We start from the raw sequence: 16,758 nt of genomic DNA, 5'->3' as shown, positions 1-16,758 counted from the left end.
GTTATTTTTTATGTTTTGCCGTCAGTTTTACTAACTAAGTCAATGACCAATGACTAATGACTAATGACCAATCAAGGCATCAAACTCTGAATCAAATAGTCAAAATAAGGTGCTACTTCGGCAGCGTCTTCTAAGGTAAATAAGTCTAAAGATACTTCTTTGAGGCAACGAATTGCTTCCACTAGATTGGGTAGGGGAATTTCTAGAGAGTCGTACATTTCTTTAACTCCAATAGTGCCAATTTCTGCTAGAGGCTCTACATCTCCCACTACCAAAGCATAAGTAATCAAACGAATGTACCAACTTTGGTCGCGCAAGCACGAATTCCGATACATTCTATTGCCGCTATTACTAGGCGTATTTGGACAGCGTTCCCAAAATTTTAGACTTGCCTTTTCTACAATTGTTTTTTCATTTTCCGTCAGAGTCACGGCAAAATTCAGCCGAGAAACTCCATTTTCATAAAATTCTTGGATTGCGCGTAACTCACCAGCGTTGAGATATCGAGCTTCGCGATCGGCATTAACAATTGATTTTATAATAATGCTCATTGGTAATAGAGAATTGTTAATTGGTAGTAAAAAGTATGAATTGGGAACAGTTATTCAGTTATCAGTTACCAGTTATCAATTTTTTCACTGTTTACTGTTCACTGTCCCCTCGTTTTTGGTTTTTAACTCAAGCCAGAGGCGATGTAGTCGAAATAGACACCCATTTCTTTACCTGCCTCAGCGCCTACTATACTATTAGTTACTTCCTTCATTGCTTGCACTGCTCGTATAGTTGCACCAATGGGAACGCCCAAAGAGTTATAAGTCTCCCTCAAACCATTCAGAATGCGCTCGTCTAGAATTGAGGGGTCACCAGCCAACATGGCGTAGGTAGCATAGCGTAAAAAGTAATCTAAATCTCGAACACAAGCAGCATAACGACGACAGGTATACATATTGCCACCAGGAGCGGTGATATCTGTATAAAGCAGAGATTTAGCTACTGTCTGAGTAACGATAGTTTTGGCATTTGCACTAATCGCAGTAGCAGCACGCGCTCGCATATCACCAGTGTGATAGTAATGTTGTAGCTTGTCTAAAGAATTGTTATCCAGGTATTTGCCTTGAACATCAGAAGAATTAATCAAAGAAGTAATGGCGTCTTGCATAACCTTGTGTCCTTAATTTGAGTTTTCAAGTAATCGGAGTAATAAATTTTTAAGAAAAGACGAAAAATGAAGTATAAATTTATCTTTTATTTTTCATACTTCATTCTTCATTGGCTTATCATTTCTATGACAAAGCTCTAATTATGTAATCGAAATATGGCCCTACTTCAACAGCATCTTCCTCACTCATCATGGATACAGCTTCTTCTTTAATACAGCGCATTGCTTCGACTATATTTCTGAGTGGAATCTCTAAATTGTTATACATTTCTTTAATGCCAACAGTGCCTATTTCTTCCAAGGGTTTCTCACTACCCGCCAAGACTGAGTAAGCAACTAAGCGAACATACCAACCTTGATCGCGCTGGCAGGAAGCGGTTTTCCGCTCGTTACCACTATTACTGGGAGTATTAGGACAGCGTTCCCAGAATCTTTGGCTGCCACGTTGCACAATGAGTTGTTCATTGTCTGACAAGATTTTTGCAATCCGAATGCGTTGGTCTCCTGTTTTGACAAAGTCTTGAAAAATTCTTAGCTCTTTAGGAGCAGGATAACGAGATTCACTATCAGCATTGAGAATTAATTCGGTAACGACGCTCATAAATTACTCCTGAATTTTTTAGTTAGTAGGGGCGGGTTTTGTTGATGATATTTGGGTTAAAACCGACAATTTATCTTTTAAACCCGCCCGTACAGTGGTTAGTAGTTAGTGGTTAGTAGGTTATAAATAACAACCAATAACAACTAACTAACAGCCAAAACAAATTGATTAGGAAATGGTTCAGTTGTCAGGGAGGAATCAAACTGACAACTGAAAACCAACTAGGCAGTGATGGAAGGTGCTGTGATTGCGACGGGAACAGCTTCACCACAGGCAAGATCCAGTGGGAAATTATGAGCATTCCGTTCGTGCATCACTTCAAAACCTAAGTTTGCCCGGTTCAAAACATCAGCCCAACTGGGGAGTACACGTCCCTGGGAATCAAGAATGGAATTATTAAAGTTGAAGCCATTCAGGTTAAACGCCATTGTACTGATGCCTATAGCAGTACCCCAAATACAAATCACCGGCCAAGCTGCAAGGAAAAAGTGCAAGGAACGGCTATTGTTAAAGCTGGCGTACTGGAAAATTAGGCGACCAAAGTAACCATGGGCTGCAACAATGTTATAGGTCTCTTGTTCTTGACCAAATTTGTAACCGTAGTTCTGCGATTCTAATTCTGTCGTTTCACGGATGAGACTAGATGTCACTAGCGAACCGTGCATTGCACAGAACAACGAACCTCCCAAGACTCCAGCGACTCCAATCATGTGTAAGGGATGCATGAGAATGTTATGTTCGGCTTGGAACACAAACATAAAATTGAAAGTGCCGCTAATACCCATAGGCAGCCCATCAGAAAAGCTACCTTGTCCAATTGGGTAAATCAAGAATACTGAAGTTGTCGCAGCAAGAGGAGCGCTGTAGGCAACTGCAATCCAAGGACGCATACCTAGACGGTATGATAATTCCCATTCACGCCCCATGTAGCAAGCAAGGGCAGGAATGTAATGGAAACCTATCATCTGATATGGCCCGCCATTGTAGAGCCATTCGTCCATAGAAGCTGCTTCCCAAATTGGGTAAAAGTGCAATCCAATCGCGTTGGACATGGGAACTACGGCGGCGGTAATGATATTGTTGCCGTAGAGTAGTGAACCGGATACTGGTTCGCGAATGCCGTCAATATCCACTGGGGGAGCGGCAATAAAGGCGATCGTAAAGACGCAGATCGAAACACCTAACAGAGGAATCATCAAGACACCGAACCAGCCAATATACAGGCGATTTTCGGTACTAGTGACCCAGTTGCAAAACCTGTCCCAAGTTGGGAAACGGCTTGTTGGTCGTGTGGAAATAGTAGTCATAAAAAATTCCAAATTGAAAATTCAAGATGCCTACTTCCAAGGCACTACTTCACCTGCTGTTAAGTTTTCAGGGAAGTCATAAATATGGCGTTCATCTAAAACTTTTATCCCTAAAGAAGCCCAATCAATTGTGTCTGCCCAAGTGTGAATAATCTGCCCTTGGCTTTTGAGCTCAGGCTGATGAAATTGCAAGTAGTCAAAGTCAAAGGCAGCAATGTCTACACCTAAAGCCGCAGACCAAATTCCTGCTACTGGTAAAGCTGCCAAGAAGAAGTGCAATTTGCGAGAGTTAGGAAAACTAACACGCTGCCATATCAAGTGCCATAAATAAACTTGGGCAGACCTAAAATTATAGGTTGGGTGTTGTTGACCAAGTTTGTAGCCTTTGTTAATTGATTCAGACTCGCTGTGATTGTGACTGCGAATGAGGGTAGATGTGACTAAGGAACCATGCATTGCAGCCGCAAAAGCACCGCCCAAAACCCCAATCACTCCTAATTGATGCAAAGGACTCATTAAGATGTTGTGGTCGGCTTGAAACTGCAACATGAAGTGAAATGTGCCAGATATTCCTAAAGGCATTCCCGCAGATAAACTACCTTGTCCAACTGGATAAATTAACAACACTGAAACGGATGCGGCGACGGGGGCGGTAAATGCTAGAGAAATCCACGGACGCATTCCCAAACGGTAACTGAGTTCCCATTCCCGATCTTGATAGGCAATAATGCCAATCAAAAAATGCAGCACAATCAGTTGATATGGCCCGCCATTGTAAAGCCACTCATCAATGGAAGCTGCTTCCCAAATAGGATAAAAATGCAGACCAATTGCAGCCGATGTTGGTACAACAGCGGCAGTGATAATGTTATTTCCAGAAAGTATTGAACCGGAAATGGGCACACCTATGCCATCCATGTCTACAGGAGGAGCGGCGATAATGGCGATGATAAAAACAGTTGCTGCTGTTAAGACGCAAGGAATCATCAATACACCAAACCAGCCAACATATAATCTGTTTTCTGTGCTGGTAACCCATGAACAAAATTTTTCCCAATAATTAACTTTTTTGCGTCTTTTTGAGAGTTTGTTTGCTGTTGGCTCAGAAGTGTAATCGCTACTATCTGAGGTTGCAATTACATGATCTGACTCTAGCTTCATACTTAATACATCCTTACGGAATGGGCAGGAGTTTCCATCGCAGCGCACTCTCACACTAGAGGCGATGGGCTATATGTTTGCAGTCAAACCTTCATCAGCTACGACGAAAATATTGTTCAAGATTTATGAAAAGCACAATAGTGAAAAAACATGAAGAACTAATGAAGAAATAAGTAATCTTTACAAAACTTTACTAACTACTTGTCGATAAGTTAATTTGAGCAGGTTTGAGATAGTGGTTCGCAGTCAGAACCTTAGTGGTGGCTTTGCCTTGACACGCTACAAAAGGAGATCCTTGACTTCTTGGAGAAGTCGGGGTTCTGTAAAAAGCGCTCTAGCGTTTATAAAAATACGTAAAGAAACGTAAATATTATTAAAGCTAAGTAACTAAGTTTGTGAGATATCTGTTAATAATGAGTGTTAATCTCAAACAAATATACTTAGTCGCTCAGTTCTTCTAGAATGGGGCAATGCTAGTAACATTTGTTGTGAGCAATCAGTTATTTTTTATTAACCAAATTTTTTGATTTCCCTGATTTTGATTTTTTGGTGTTTAGCTCCGAATTAATTTGTCGCTGACGCATTTTAACAACATACATTCATTGTGTAGTCCTAGCTTTTCCAAAGATTGTGGAGCGATGCTCCGTTCGCGCAAGCGTGCCGGAGGCATTAGGAGCCGCTCCGCGATCGCATGGCAATTCTGAAACGCTGCTTGTTAAAAAATGAAAGATAAAAAGGTGAGTATTCCCTGTTTATCTTTCTCTTAAATGCTTTATTTAACATCATCACAAGATGTATGGAAAAGTCAACTGAATTAATTACGAATATCACGCTTGAGCAATCGGCATAGAAATTGTCAAATCAGTGAACAGTGAACAGTAAACATTGAAGAAATTTATAACTGGTAACTGATAACTGATAACTGTTAAAGTCCAAAACCCAAGCGTGTAATTCCATATATTCCGATTACTAACAGGGCGATATTTCATGAGACTTTTACTAGTAGAAGATGACGAGTGCATTGCGGATACTCTAGAAAAGATCCTTGGGAATCACCATTATGTTGTCGATGTTGCAAATGATGGGGAATTGGGCTGGGAGCTTGTAGAGGCTTTCAACTATGACTTAATTTTGTTGGATGTCATGCTGCCGAAGTTGGACGGGATTCAGCTTTGTCAAAGGTTACGTTCTCATAACTATCAGGCTCCCGTGCTGCTATTAACAGCGCAAAATTCTAGCACTCATAAAGTGATGGGATTAGATGCTGGAGCGGATGATTATCTTGTTAAACCTTTTGATATGTCAGAATTATTAGCTCGAATTCGGGTTTTATTGCGACGGCGGAATTCACCTATCCAAACGGTTTTGGAATGGGAAAACCTACGTCTCGATCCTGGTAAATGTGAAGTTCTCTATAACAATCATCTTCTAAATTTGACTCCCAAGGAATATCGTTTGCTAGAGCTTTTTCTTCGCAACGGGCATCAAGTTTTTAGCCGCAGCGACATTTTAGAACACTTGTGGGCAACAGAAGAAGCTCCCCAAGAGGATACAGTTACGGCTCATATCAAAGGTTTGCGACAAAAACTTAAACAAGCAGGAGCGGAGAATGATTTTATTGAAACGGTGTATGGACTGGGTTATCGTCTGAAAGTATTTACATCTTCTCAAAAAATGTCACAAAAAACAAAAGAAAATCACAGATTAAATGGTGCAAAACCAAGTACAAAACAACAGGCAGAAGATTTATTTTATGAGGTTCAAGATTTACATAATGGTATACAACAAACAAAAGCAGCGTTAACTAAATTATGGGAGAAGATAAAAGATAAGAGTTGCGATCGCATTATCATTTTAGAGCAAGCCACAGCAGCATTATTAGAAAACAACCTGGGCGACGAATTAAGACAAAAAGCACAACAAGCAGCACATAAACTGGCGGGGGCTTTGGGCATCTTTGGTTTTAGCAAAGGTTCGCGTTTGGCTTTTGAAGTTGAGCAGATGTTGCGATCGCAAAAAAAAATTAATCAAAATCAAATACTACATTTGTGCAATTTGGTTATAGCCTTGAAGCAAGAAATACAGCAGCCTGCGTTTGCAGAACTAGAGAAAATACTTTGCCATGATGTTTTAGATGATGCCATCGAACAATCCCCATTCAAAGGCGTTAAATGACACTAGCAATGCTGGTGAAAAGCAAATTACTTCCTTGGAAGTTTTGCTATATCGGATGATGAATCGCATCCGTCAATCTGTAGAATTGCCAGCAATACTGTCAGTAACTGTTGCCGAAATCCGTGGATTTTTAGAGACTGACCGCGTTAAAATATATCGATTTGATACAGATGGTAGTGGTGAAGTTGTAGCAGAGTCTGTGAACGAAGAACGCTTACCATCCTTGTTAGGGCAACACTTCCCGGCTGAGGATATCCCATCTGAAGCTCGTGAGTTATTTTTGTTGGCTCGTCAGCGTTCAATTGTAGATGTAGCAGCGCAACAAATTGGACTGAGTCCGGTTCCAGAAGCTGAAGAATCTATCGAACTCAAACATGACATTCGGTTTCGAGCAGTAGATTCTTGTCATGTAAAATACCTCACCTCAATGGGAGTGCAATCTTCTTTAGTCGTGCCAATTTTGCATCGTGAGCATTTATGGGGTTTGTTAGTTTCCCATCATAGTTTGCCACGTCAAGTCACAGAGCAAGAATTACAGGTAGTGCAGTTAGTAGCAGATCAATTATCAATTGCGATCGCTCAAGCCATCCTCTTAGAGCAAAGCCGCCTTCAAGCCCAACAAGAAGCCACAATTAATCGTGTTGCCAAGCTGCTACACTCTATGACTGAGATGCAACTGCAACAAGCACTAGAGTTAACTGTATCAGCCCTACAAGGTGCGGGCGGCAGAATTTGTATCACACCCCAAAACCCTGCTGAGAAAACACAGTTGTTCACTACTGGTAAACAGCCGATTTCTGCTGTTAAAGACAACAGCGGGAGAAACGAACAAGGAGAACAATCTTCCCCCAATTCCCCAGTTCCCGATCTCCTCGAAGAACATCCTAGCTGGCGAGAATGGTTAAGAATGGAAGCAACTGTTGCAGAGGGAAAGCAAGTTTGGGCTGTTGATGATTTGTATCAAGCGGCACTGCAATCAGATTTAGCGCAGATGTTTTTGGGGGCTGGAATTCGCAGTTTACTGATTATTGGCTTGCAGTATCGACAGCATTTTTTGGGTTACTTAAGTATTTTTCGTGATGAAATTGACATAGAAACTATCTGGGCGCGACGACCAGACCGCAACGATCAAAGACATCTGTATCCGATTATATCCTTTGAGACATGGCGAGAATTGAAGCGGGGTCAAGCCCAACCATGGCAAGCCACAGAAATTGAACTTGCCCAAGCTTTGGCTAGCCACTTTGCCATGGCAATTCATCAATATCAACTGTATCAGCAAGTTCATGCTCTCAATGCTGACTTGCAGTGCGATATCGAAGAGCGCAAGCAGGCTGAGAAAAAAATTTCTGCATTGAATGCCGAATTAGAGCAACGAGTCCACGAACGAACAGCAGAGTTACGAAGAGCCAATCGGCGATTGTTGCAAGAAATTAGCGAACGAGAACGCGCACTTCGCGATCGCAAGCAAACACAAGCCTCACTAGAACGCCTCAGTCGGCAAAGCGAGTTAATTTTAAACTCAGCTGGCGAGGGAATTTACGGTTTAAATTGTCAGGGCAAAATCACTTTCGTGAATCCAGCAGCAGCAAGAATGCTGGGATATACAGTCAAAGAACTAATTAATCTGTTTATGCACGAAATTGTTAAGCATTCTCGACCCGACGGTATCCGTTATTTTTTTGAAGACAATCCCATCTATGCCACCTTACAAGATGGGACAGTACAGCATATTACTGACGATATTTTTTACCGTCGCGATGGCTCAAAATTTCCAGTCGAGTATGTCTCTACACCGATTCGAGAACAAAAAACAATTGTCGGTGCTGTAGTTATTTTTAAGGATATTACCGAACGACAAATCATAGAACGGATGAAGGATGAATTTGTTTCTGTTGTTAGCCATGAATTGCGAACACCTCTGACTTCAATTCGCAGTGCTTTAGGTTTGTTGGCGCGAGGTTCCTTAAACAATCAACCCGAAAAAAGTCAGCGGATGTTAGAAATAGCCTTTGATAACACCAACCGTTTAGTGCGTTTGATCAATGACATCCTTGATATTGAGCGCATCAATTCAGGCAAAGTGACGATGCACAAACAGACTTGTAACGCCGCGGACTTGATGATTCAGGCTGTGGATGAAATGCGAGCAATGGCTGAAAAAGCAGAAATTCACCTAGAACTGACACCAGCATCAGTGGAATTATGGGCAGATCCAGATCGTATCATCCAGACAATTACTAACTTACTCAGCAACGCCATTAAATTTTCGCCTCCAGGTAGCACTGTCTGGCTGAGTGTTGAGCTTCAAAAAGAAGGGGAAATGAAGAAAGTGGGTGATGTGGAAGAAAATAAACTTATCACTTCTTCTAGCCCCCATCTGTTATTCCAAATTCAAGATCAAGGGCGAGGTATTCCTGAAGATAAACTAGAGACAATTTTTGACCGCTTTCAGCAAGTCGATGCTTCTAACTCCCGTCATCAAGGCGGTACTGGTTTGGGATTGGCGATTTGTCGCAGTATCATCCAACAGCATGGAGGCAAAATCTGGGCTGAGAGCAGTTTAGGGAAGGGTAGCACCTTCTATTTTACGTTACCTATTAGTTAGCGATCGGGGAGCAGGGATTGGGGATTGGGGGACAAGGAGACAAGGAGACAAGGGGAAAGCTAACCACTAACTACTGTACGGGCGGGTTTAGAAGATAAATTATCCATTTGAACGGCAAGATTATCAACAAAACCCGCCCCTACTAACTACTAACTAATGACTAATAACTAATGACAAATGACAAAACGCATTTTGATTATTGATGATGAACAGGATATCCGAGAAACTACTCAGATGTGTTTGGAGATAGCTGGCGAATGGGAAGTCCTCACAGCAGTTTCTGGTAAAGAAGGTTTGGTCAAAGCTGCTGCCGAACAACCTGATGTCATTCTCTTAGATGTAATGATGCCAGATATGGATGGGTTGACAACCTTGCAAAACCTCCAGAAAAATCCTCAAACTAAGAATATTCCGGTAATTTTGCTCACAGCAAAAGCACAAGCTGCCGAACAACGTCAGTTTACTCAACTCAAGATCGCGGCAGTCATTACCAAGCCCTACGATCCTTTTACCTTATCCGATCAAGTGCTACAGGCATTGGTTGATAGGTCAGTGTGAATATATTTCAGCCATACCAAGGTTTGGTAGGCGGCTTTACACCACACTGTTTCGAGCGATTACCTCTCGATAGAACGATGCGCTTAATTTCGGCGTGCGTTTCAGCGTCGTATAATCCACATAGATCGCTCCGAAGCGTTGGGCGTAACCAGCAACCCACTCAAAGTTGTCCAGCAAACTCCAGAGGAAATAGCCGCGCACGGGCGCTCCTTCAGAGGTTGCACGTTGCAGTTGCGTCAAGTAACTACGCAAGAACATAATGCGATCGCTATCATATACTTGGCCGTCTTTAGCCACTTCGTCGCTGGTAGCGCATCCGTTCTCGGTGATGTAAATTTCCTTCACATTCCAGAGTTTCTGCAATAGACGTGGTGCCCAATATAGCGTTTCCGGGCCGAGCCGATGCCAGGACGAAACCATTCGTGGGTGAGATTTGTTGAACGGAAGGGATTGATAACCAGGAGGTTTGTTACTAGCACTGATGTAATAATCCGGCGTATAGATATTGATGCCGACGAAATTTATCGGGGAAGCGATGGCTTTCAAGTCTTCGGAGGTGAATTTGGGTGCATCCGCTCCTGCAGCTTTAAGATACGCATCGGTATAACGACCTTCTAGCATGGCGGTCAAATAACCTGCATTCAGCTCGCGCATGGCAATCTCGGTTGCCTTGATATGTTCTGGTGTCTCAATGATGGGTACGACAGCGAAGATGTTTTCTGCTGGCCCCACTTTGGTTCCCCGACGCGCCTTGGCGCGAATCGCCTGAACTGCGAGACCATGGGCGAGAATTGCATGATGCCTAACCTGATTCAATCGGGCAGGCGGCAGTTTAAATCCTGGTGCGAGGATGCCGGATTCATGTCCCCGATCTACGAAGGTGCGGATTTCGTTGAGTGTGAAAAAGCGTTGGACGCGATCGCTCAGTTTTTCGGTGACGTAACCCGCGTAATCGGCGAACGCCAGAGCCGTTTCGCGAGATTCCCAACCACCATATCGCTCTTGCAAAGTCTGAGGCAAATCCCAGTGATAGAGGGACGGAAATGGTTCGATACCGTTGGCGAGTAGTTCATCCACGAGGCGATTGTAAAAATCGAGACCCTTTGGATTCACCTTGCCCTTGCCCTCTGGGAATATACGGGGCCAGGCAATGGAAAAGCGGTATGCCTTCGTTCCCATCGCCTTCATCAACTGTACGTCTTCTTTGTACCGATGATAGTGGTCTACGGCAACATCCGCGTTAGTTCCATCGAAGATCTTGCCAGGTGTGTGCGCAAACCGATCCCAAATAGATACACCGCGACCATCTTCCTTAACAGCGCCTTCAATCTGATAGGCTGATGTAGCGGTTCCCCAGACAAATCCCTTCGGAAAACTGCGGGCGTTGTTTGCAGCGGCAGGTTCGGGCTTTGCAGTCTTTAATACTCCGCTCCCTTCCTCACCCGCGACTTTCACAGGAATTGCAGTGGCTAAACCGCCCAACGCAGTCTGCATCAGTTGCCGCCTATTCATAAAAACATCTCCTGTGCATAACTTACCTGAAGTTTGGTATCAGATTTAGACACTAATGTTATGTTGCAAATAAAGTCGTCAATAGTCTCAATGATTACAAAGTCTTGTCGATACTTACCCTGGACAACTAGATGTTCTGTTATATACCTAGTTGCAACGTGGAAATCCTGAAATTTTAACAGGGTCATGTTTGTGTCTCCAATGATTAAAAAACTTCCAATTGCAGACCCAACCATTTATTGTACAGATTTTGGCAAGGTTGGGTTTAAACCAAATTTCGATAGGTAGATGCTCCCAAAAGGCTGACTCTCTTCATTGGTTATTCAGATTTTTTGCCTACTCTACAAGAAGCTGGAATTGTAATCTGCCAGCTAATTTCAGGCAGAAAGGTAAATCTTAGCAGTGATAACCCGGCGCATTTTACTGATTGAAAATGAAAACGTTATTCGGGAGTTAACCCAGCTTTGCTTGGAAACAGAGGCAGGCTGGGAAGTGCTGACAACAGCATCCAGTTATGAAGCGATTGTTAAAACTGAGACAGAGCAACTCGATGCCATCCTCGTGGATGTGGACGCATTCGTTTGCGAACAGGATTTATCTGTAACCTTGCAACAGCTGCAGAGCAATCCTGTAACCTATCATATCCCTGTAATTTTATTAACAACGTTAGCGAATGGAGAGATATCCCAGATGGTAAAACTTGGGGTGAGGGCTGCGATCGCTAAACCTTTTGATTTAATGACTCTGGCTCAACAAGTAGCTGAAATACTAAATTGGAAATATTAAAAATGTAATATTTTGTTAAAAACTAGCTTCCTTCATCAGTTCTTCATTTTTTTTGCTTATTCTCTACTCCAAGGGTTATGTAGCTAATAGTTAATCCCCTAACGAACAACTAACAACAAACTTAAATACAACTACTTTGAGTAAAGCAAAGTTCTCATTTCTTTAATAGAAGAGGGAGAGTTCAATGACTCTTACGCCAGAGCGAGAGCAAGAGGCGAGGGTTGTAGTTGATAACGATCCAGTAGCAACTTCTTTTCAGAAGTGGTCGCAGCCAGGACACTTTGACCGCACCCTTGCTAAAGGTGCCAAAACCACAACCTGGATTTGGAACTTACATGCTAACGCCCACGATTTCGATACTCATACTAGCGATTTAGAAGATATATCGCGCAAGATTTTTGCTGCCCATTTTGGACATCTAGCGGTGGTATTTCTTTGGTTAAGCGGGATGTATTTTCATGGTGCTCGCTTTTCCAATTTTGAAGCTTGGATGACAAACCCAACTGGTATTAAACCCAGCGCTCAAGTTGTTTGGCCCATATTTGGCCAAGAAATTTTGAATGGAGATATGGGTGGTGGTTTCTACGGCATTCAAATCACATCTGGGCTTTTCCAAATGTGGCGTGCTGCTGGTTTTACCAATACATTCCAATTGTACTGCACTGCAATTGGTGGTTTAGTGATGGCAGCGCTGATGCTGTTTGCTGGTTGGTTCCACTATCACAAACGCGCTCCCAAACTGGAGTGGTTCCAGAATACTCAGTCGATGTTAAATCATCACTTGGCTGGGCTGTTGGGTTTGGGTTCGTTGGGTTGGACAGGACACCTCATCCATGTTTCTTTACCAACTAACAAGCTGTTGGATGCTGGAGTAGCTCTTGAGGATATTCCTTTGCCGCACGAGTTCATCTTGAATCCCAGTTTGATGAACGAGTTGTATCCCCGTGTAGATTGGGGTTTTGTGAAGGGTGTAGTGCCTTTTTTCACCTTGCAGTGGGGACATTTTGCTGACTTCCTCACTTTTAAGGGTGGTCTTAACCCTGTCACAGGCGGCTTGTGGTTAACAGATGTTGCACATCATCATTTGGCGATCGCGGTAATGTTCATCGTTGCCGGTCATATGTATCGTACCAATTGGGGTATCGGTCACAGCATCAAAGAAATGCTGGATGATGCCAGAACTCCTAATATGCTGCCATTCTTGAGCTTTATCGGGCCTGTCGGTCATAAGGGTCTATTTGAAGTTCTGACGACTTCCTGGCACGCTCAACTGTCAATTAATTTGGCAATGTTGGGTTCTTTGAGCATTATCATCGCCCATCATATGTATGCGATGCCGCCCTATCCCTATTTGGCAACAGACTATGCAACTGTGGTATCTCTGTTCACTCATCATGTGTGGATTGGGGGTTTCCTGATAGTTGGCGCGGCAGCCCATGCAGCGATTTACATGGTACGGGACTACGATCCAGAAGAAAATTACAATAATGTGTTGGATCGGGTACTACGCCATCGGGATGCAATTATTTCTCACCTGGTTTGGGTGTGTCAGTTCCTTGGCTTCCACAGCTTTGCTATGTATTGTCACAACGACACCATGCGGGCTTTTGGTCGTCCTCAAGATATGTTCTCAGATACAGGCATTCAACTACAGCCAGTGTTTGCCCAGTGGTTGCAACACATCCATACGATGACTATAGGCAATCCAGCTCTGCAAGTTGCTGCACCTTTGGGTCATGCTTTTGGCGGCTTGCGAAATCTAGAACTAACAGGATTGGGAACCGCAGCTCCTAATTTGCACGAGCCTGTCAGCTATGCTTTCGGTGGTGGTGTAGTGGCTGTAGCTGGGAAAGTGGCAATGATGCCCATTACCTTGGGTACAGCAGATTTCTTAATTCACCACATTCACGCCTTCACAATTCACGTCACTGTTCTCGTACTGCTGAAAGGGGTTTTATTTGCCCGCAGTTCTCGGTTAATTCCAGATAAAGCTAATTTAGGCTTCCGCTTCCCCTGCGACGGGCCGGGACGGGGTGGTACTTGCCAAGTATCGGCTTGGGATCATGTCTTCCTGGGTCTATTTTGGATGTACAACTCTCTGAGTATGGTGATTTTCCACTTCTTCTGGAAGATGCAGTCAGATGTCTGGGGGACGGTAGGAGCAGATGGGGTGGTTACTCACATTACTGGTGGAAACTTTGCGACTTCGTCAATTACGAATAACGGTTGGTTGCGTGATTTTCTTTGGGCGCAATCACAACAGGTGATTACATCTTACAATTCATCACTTTCGGCTTACGGTTTAATGTTCCTGGGCGGGCACTTTGTCTTTGGCTTTAGTCTGATGTTCTTATTCAGTGGTCGCGGCTACTGGCAAGAACTGATTGAATCGATAGTTTGGGCACACAATAAGTTGAAAGTTGCCCCAGCTATTCAACCTCGTGCTTTGAGCATCATTCACGGTCGGGCTGTAGGAGTTGCTCATTACCTTTTAGGAGGAATTGTTACTACTTGGGCTTTCTTCCTGGCACGAATGACAGCACTTGGATAGTAGTCCTGAGTCATTAGTGATTCGCAAATGACAAAGAACTAATGACTAATGACAAAAAACAATAAATTGACAAGCAAAACGGCTATCTAAATTATGGCTACTAAATTCCCAAAATTTAGCCAAGACCTTGCTAGCGACCCGACAACGCGGCGTATTTTCTATGCGATCGCCACTGCTCACGATTTTGAAAGTCACGATGGGATGACGGAGGAAAATCTCTATCAAAGGATTTTTGCCTCTCACTTTGGTCATCTAGCAATTATCTTTCTGTGGGCGTCGGGGATTTTGTTCCACGTTGCTTGGCAAGGTAATTTTGAGGTCTGGATTAAAGATCCTGTGCATGTGCGTCCTATTGCCCACGCAATTTGGGATGCTCAATTTGGGCCGGGAGCGATTGAAGCTTTTACCCAAGCAGGAGCGAGAAACCCTGTAGATATCTGCTATTCTGGCGTCTACCACTGGTGGTACACGATCGGATTGCGGACAAATACTGAATTGTATGTTGGTGCATTGTTCCTAATTCTGCTAGCGGCAGTTTGGTTGTTTGCAGGATGGTTGCATTTACAACCTAGATTTCGCCCGAACCTGGGTTGGTTCAAAAATTCAGAAGCTCGCTTAAATCATCACTTAGCAGGTTTGTTTGGTGTTAGCTGCCTAGCTTGGGCTGGTCATTTAGTACACGTTGCTATCCCCGAATCTCGCGGTCAACACGTTGGTTGGGATAACTTTTTGTTTACTCCACCCCATCCCGCTGGTTTGTGGCCATTTTTCACGGGTCATTGGGCAGCATACGCTCAAAATCCTGATACCGCCCAGCATATATTTAATACCTCTCAAGGTGCAGGTACAGCAATTCTCACATTCTTGGGTGGTTTCCATCCCCAGACGCAATCCCTGTGGCTGACGGATATGGCACACCATCATTTAGCGATCGCAGTCTTGTTAATTGTTGCGGGTCATATGTACCGCACTAACTGGGGTATCGGTCACAACATCAAACAGATGATGGACGCTCAGACTTTCTTTGGTAGAAAAGTTGAAGGGCCATTTAATCTACCCCACCAAGGGCTGTACGAAACAGTAAATAATTCTTTGCATTTTCAACTCTCTTTGGCACTAGCTTGTCTGGGCGTTGCCAGCTCTTTGACAGCACAGCATATGTATTCCATGCCGCCTTATGCTTTTATTGCCAAGGACTTTACCACGATGGCGGCCTTATACACGCATCATCAATATATTGCCGGGTTCTTAATGGTGGGGGCATTTTCCCATGCAGCCATCTTCTGGATTAAAGATTACGACCCAGAACAGAATAAAGGTAATGTCTTAGAGCGAGTGTTGAAGCACAAAGAAGCGATTATTGCTCATCTAAGTTGGGTATGCCTATTCTTAGGCTTCCACACCTTGGGTCTGTACGTCCACAATGATGTAGAAGTGGCCTTTGGCGCGGCTGATAAGCAAATCTTGATTGAGCCAGTGTTTGCTCAGTTTATCCAGTCGGCTAACGGTAAGGTTTTGTATGGATTTAACACACTACTATCAAACCCAGATAGTATCGCTTTCACAGCATGGCCTAACCATGCCAATGTCTGGTTACCCGGATGGTTGGATGCAATCAACAATGGCACTAATTCATTGTTCTTGACTATTGGGCCGGGTGATTTTTATGTTCATCACGCGATCGCTCTCGGTTTGCACGTCACCACTTTGATATTAGTAAAAGGTGCGTTGGATGCTCGTGGTTCCAAGCTCATGCCCGATAAAAAAGACTTTGGCTATGCCTTTCCTTGTGATGGGCCTGGTCGGGGTGGTACTTGTGATATCTCAGCTTGGGATGCATCTTACCTTGCCGTCTTCTGGATGCTGAATACTCTAGGTTGGGTAACGTTCTACTGGCATTGGAAGCATCTATGCATATGGCAAGGGAATGTTGCTCAATTCAACGAATCTTCTACCTATCTCATGGGTTGGTTCCGAGACTACCTTTGGGCAAACTCCGCTCAGTTGATTAATGGCTATAACCCTTACGGAACTAGTAACTTAGCTGTTTGGGCTTGGATGTTCCTGTTTGGACACTTAGCTTGGGCTGTTAGCTTTATGTTCCTAATTACATGGCGGGGTTACTGGCAAGAGTTAATCGAAACTCTAGCTTGGGCACACGAACAGACGCCTCTATCCTTTGGCTACTGGAGAGATAAACCCGTTGCTTTGTCAATTATTCAGGCTCGTTTAGTCGGCTTAACTCACTTTACTGTTGGTTATATCGCTACCTACGGAGCCTTTTTAATTGCCTCAACGGCAAGTAAGTTTGGTCAATAAATCAACTGTTGACAGTTAAAT

13 protein-coding genes are annotated in these 16,758 nt (G+C 43.6%); 6 read left to right on the top strand and 7 right to left on the bottom strand.

The window, feature by feature from the left end; genetic code table 11:
* Positions 1 to 71 precede the first annotated feature (71 nt).
* The 5 genes from apcD (UYC_RS0104345) to UYC_RS0104325 form a co-directional block, all read right to left on the bottom strand.
* Entirely contained in the window at positions 72 to 551 is a 480-nt protein-coding gene (gene apcD / locus UYC_RS0104345) for an allophycocyanin subunit alpha-B (RefSeq protein WP_016873422.1), read from the bottom strand.
* 122 nt (positions 552 to 673) lie between these two features.
* Positions 674 to 1,159 (bottom strand): globin family protein, encoded by a 486-nt coding sequence (locus UYC_RS0104340; RefSeq protein ID WP_016873421.1) that lies wholly within the window; start codon positions 1,157 to 1,159, stop codon positions 674 to 676.
* 124 nt (positions 1,160 to 1,283) lie between these two features.
* The gene (gene apcD / locus UYC_RS0104335; RefSeq protein WP_016873420.1) at positions 1,284 to 1,760 is read right to left on the bottom strand and encodes an allophycocyanin subunit alpha-B; all 477 of its coding nucleotides are present in this window, start codon (positions 1,758 to 1,760) and stop codon (positions 1,284 to 1,286) included.
* 221 nt (positions 1,761 to 1,981) lie between these two features.
* Positions 1,982 to 3,067, bottom strand: coding sequence for a photosystem II q(b) protein (gene psbA, locus UYC_RS0104330; protein ID WP_016873419.1), 1,086 nt, complete (start codon positions 3,065 to 3,067; stop codon positions 1,982 to 1,984).
* A gap of 30 nt (positions 3,068 to 3,097) precedes the next feature.
* Complete coding sequence (locus UYC_RS0104325; RefSeq protein WP_016873418.1) at positions 3,098 to 4,228, bottom strand: photosynthetic reaction center family protein; 1,131 nt, start codon at positions 4,226 to 4,228, stop codon at positions 3,098 to 3,100.
* 987 nt (positions 4,229 to 5,215) lie between these two features.
* On the opposite strand from UYC_RS0104325, the gene UYC_RS0104320 reads away from it, so the two are divergent.
* The 3 genes from UYC_RS0104320 (at position 5,216) to UYC_RS0104310 (ending at position 9,569) form a co-directional block, all read left to right on the top strand.
* Positions 5,216 to 6,403 (top strand): response regulator, encoded by a 1,188-nt coding sequence (locus tag UYC_RS0104320; RefSeq protein WP_016873417.1) that lies wholly within the window; start codon positions 5,216 to 5,218, stop codon positions 6,401 to 6,403.
* On the top strand, positions 6,366 to 9,011 hold the full coding sequence (locus UYC_RS0104315) for an ATP-binding protein (protein ID WP_016873416.1): 2,646 nt from the start codon (positions 6,366 to 6,368) through the stop codon (positions 9,009 to 9,011). Before UYC_RS0104320 ends, UYC_RS0104315 begins: the two co-directional genes overlap by 38 nt.
* Before the next feature lie 177 nt (positions 9,012 to 9,188).
* Positions 9,189 to 9,569, top strand: coding sequence for a response regulator (locus UYC_RS0104310; protein ID WP_016873415.1), 381 nt, complete (start codon positions 9,189 to 9,191; stop codon positions 9,567 to 9,569).
* A 36-nt stretch (positions 9,570 to 9,605) separates the two neighbouring features.
* Here UYC_RS0104310 and UYC_RS0104305 read toward each other — a convergent pair whose 3' ends face one another.
* Both UYC_RS0104305 and UYC_RS0104300 read right to left on the bottom strand, forming a co-directional pair.
* Positions 9,606 to 11,081: a GH1 family beta-glucosidase gene (locus UYC_RS0104305; protein WP_016873414.1), complete on the bottom strand. Its 1,476-nt coding sequence runs from the start codon at positions 11,079 to 11,081 to the stop codon at positions 9,606 to 9,608.
* A complete protein-coding gene (locus tag UYC_RS0104300; protein ID WP_235082878.1) occupies positions 11,078 to 11,269 on the bottom strand; it encodes a hypothetical protein in 192 nt (63 codons plus the stop codon). The genes UYC_RS0104305 and UYC_RS0104300 overlap by 4 nt, the downstream gene beginning before the upstream one ends.
* Positions 11,270 to 11,483: 214 nt before the next feature.
* On the opposite strand from UYC_RS0104300, the gene UYC_RS0104295 reads away from it, so the two are divergent.
* From UYC_RS0104295 to psaB, 3 genes are all read left to right on the top strand, one after another.
* Positions 11,484 to 11,867: a response regulator gene (locus UYC_RS0104295; protein WP_016873412.1), complete on the top strand. Its 384-nt coding sequence runs from the start codon at positions 11,484 to 11,486 to the stop codon at positions 11,865 to 11,867.
* Positions 11,868 to 12,051: 184 nt separating this feature from the next.
* Positions 12,052 to 14,418, top strand: a complete 2,367-nt coding sequence (psaA, locus tag UYC_RS0104290; RefSeq protein WP_016873411.1) for a photosystem I core protein PsaA — start codon at positions 12,052 to 12,054, stop codon at positions 14,416 to 14,418.
* 93 nt (positions 14,419 to 14,511) lie between these two features.
* Positions 14,512 to 16,737 (top strand): photosystem I core protein PsaB, encoded by a 2,226-nt coding sequence (psaB, locus tag UYC_RS0104285; protein WP_016873410.1) that lies wholly within the window; start codon positions 14,512 to 14,514, stop codon positions 16,735 to 16,737.
* Positions 16,738 to 16,758 lie beyond the last annotated feature (21 nt).

Source organism: Chlorogloeopsis fritschii PCC 6912 (assembly GCF_000317285.1).
Classification (GTDB): Bacteria; Cyanobacteriota; Cyanobacteriia; order Cyanobacteriales; family Nostocaceae; genus Chlorogloeopsis; species Chlorogloeopsis fritschii.
Note: the sequence above shows the minus strand (reverse complement) of the source record. Positions and strands in the feature narration are given on the sequence as shown.

Excerpts from the sequence above, each read along its gene's own strand:
- apcD (WP_016873422.1), bottom strand. The coding sequence starts at position 551 with ATGAGCATTATTATAAAATCAATTGTTAATGCCGATCGCGAAGCTCGA.
- UYC_RS0104340 (WP_016873421.1), bottom strand. The coding sequence starts at position 1,159 with ATGCAAGACGCCATTACTTCTTTGATTAATTCTTCTGATGTTCAAGGC.
- apcD (WP_016873420.1), bottom strand. The coding sequence starts at position 1,760 with ATGAGCGTCGTTACCGAATTAATTCTCAATGCTGATAGTGAATCTCGT.
- psbA (WP_016873419.1), bottom strand. The coding sequence starts at position 3,067 with ATGACTACTATTTCCACACGACCAACAAGCCGTTTCCCAACTTGGGAC.
- UYC_RS0104325 (WP_016873418.1), bottom strand. The coding sequence starts at position 4,228 with ATGAAGCTAGAGTCAGATCATGTAATTGCAACCTCAGATAGTAGCGAT.
- UYC_RS0104320 (WP_016873417.1), top strand. The coding sequence starts at position 5,216 with ATGAGACTTTTACTAGTAGAAGATGACGAGTGCATTGCGGATACTCTA.
- UYC_RS0104315 (WP_016873416.1), top strand. The coding sequence starts at position 6,366 with ATGCCATCGAACAATCCCCATTCAAAGGCGTTAAATGACACTAGCAAT.
- UYC_RS0104310 (WP_016873415.1), top strand. The coding sequence starts at position 9,189 with ATGACAAAACGCATTTTGATTATTGATGATGAACAGGATATCCGAGAA.
- UYC_RS0104305 (WP_016873414.1), bottom strand. The coding sequence starts at position 11,081 with ATGAATAGGCGGCAACTGATGCAGACTGCGTTGGGCGGTTTAGCCACT.
- UYC_RS0104300 (WP_235082878.1), bottom strand. The coding sequence starts at position 11,269 with ATGACCCTGTTAAAATTTCAGGATTTCCACGTTGCAACTAGGTATATA.
- psaA (WP_016873411.1), top strand. The coding sequence starts at position 12,052 with ATGACTCTTACGCCAGAGCGAGAGCAAGAGGCGAGGGTTGTAGTTGAT.
- psaB (WP_016873410.1), top strand. The coding sequence starts at position 14,512 with ATGGCTACTAAATTCCCAAAATTTAGCCAAGACCTTGCTAGCGACCCG.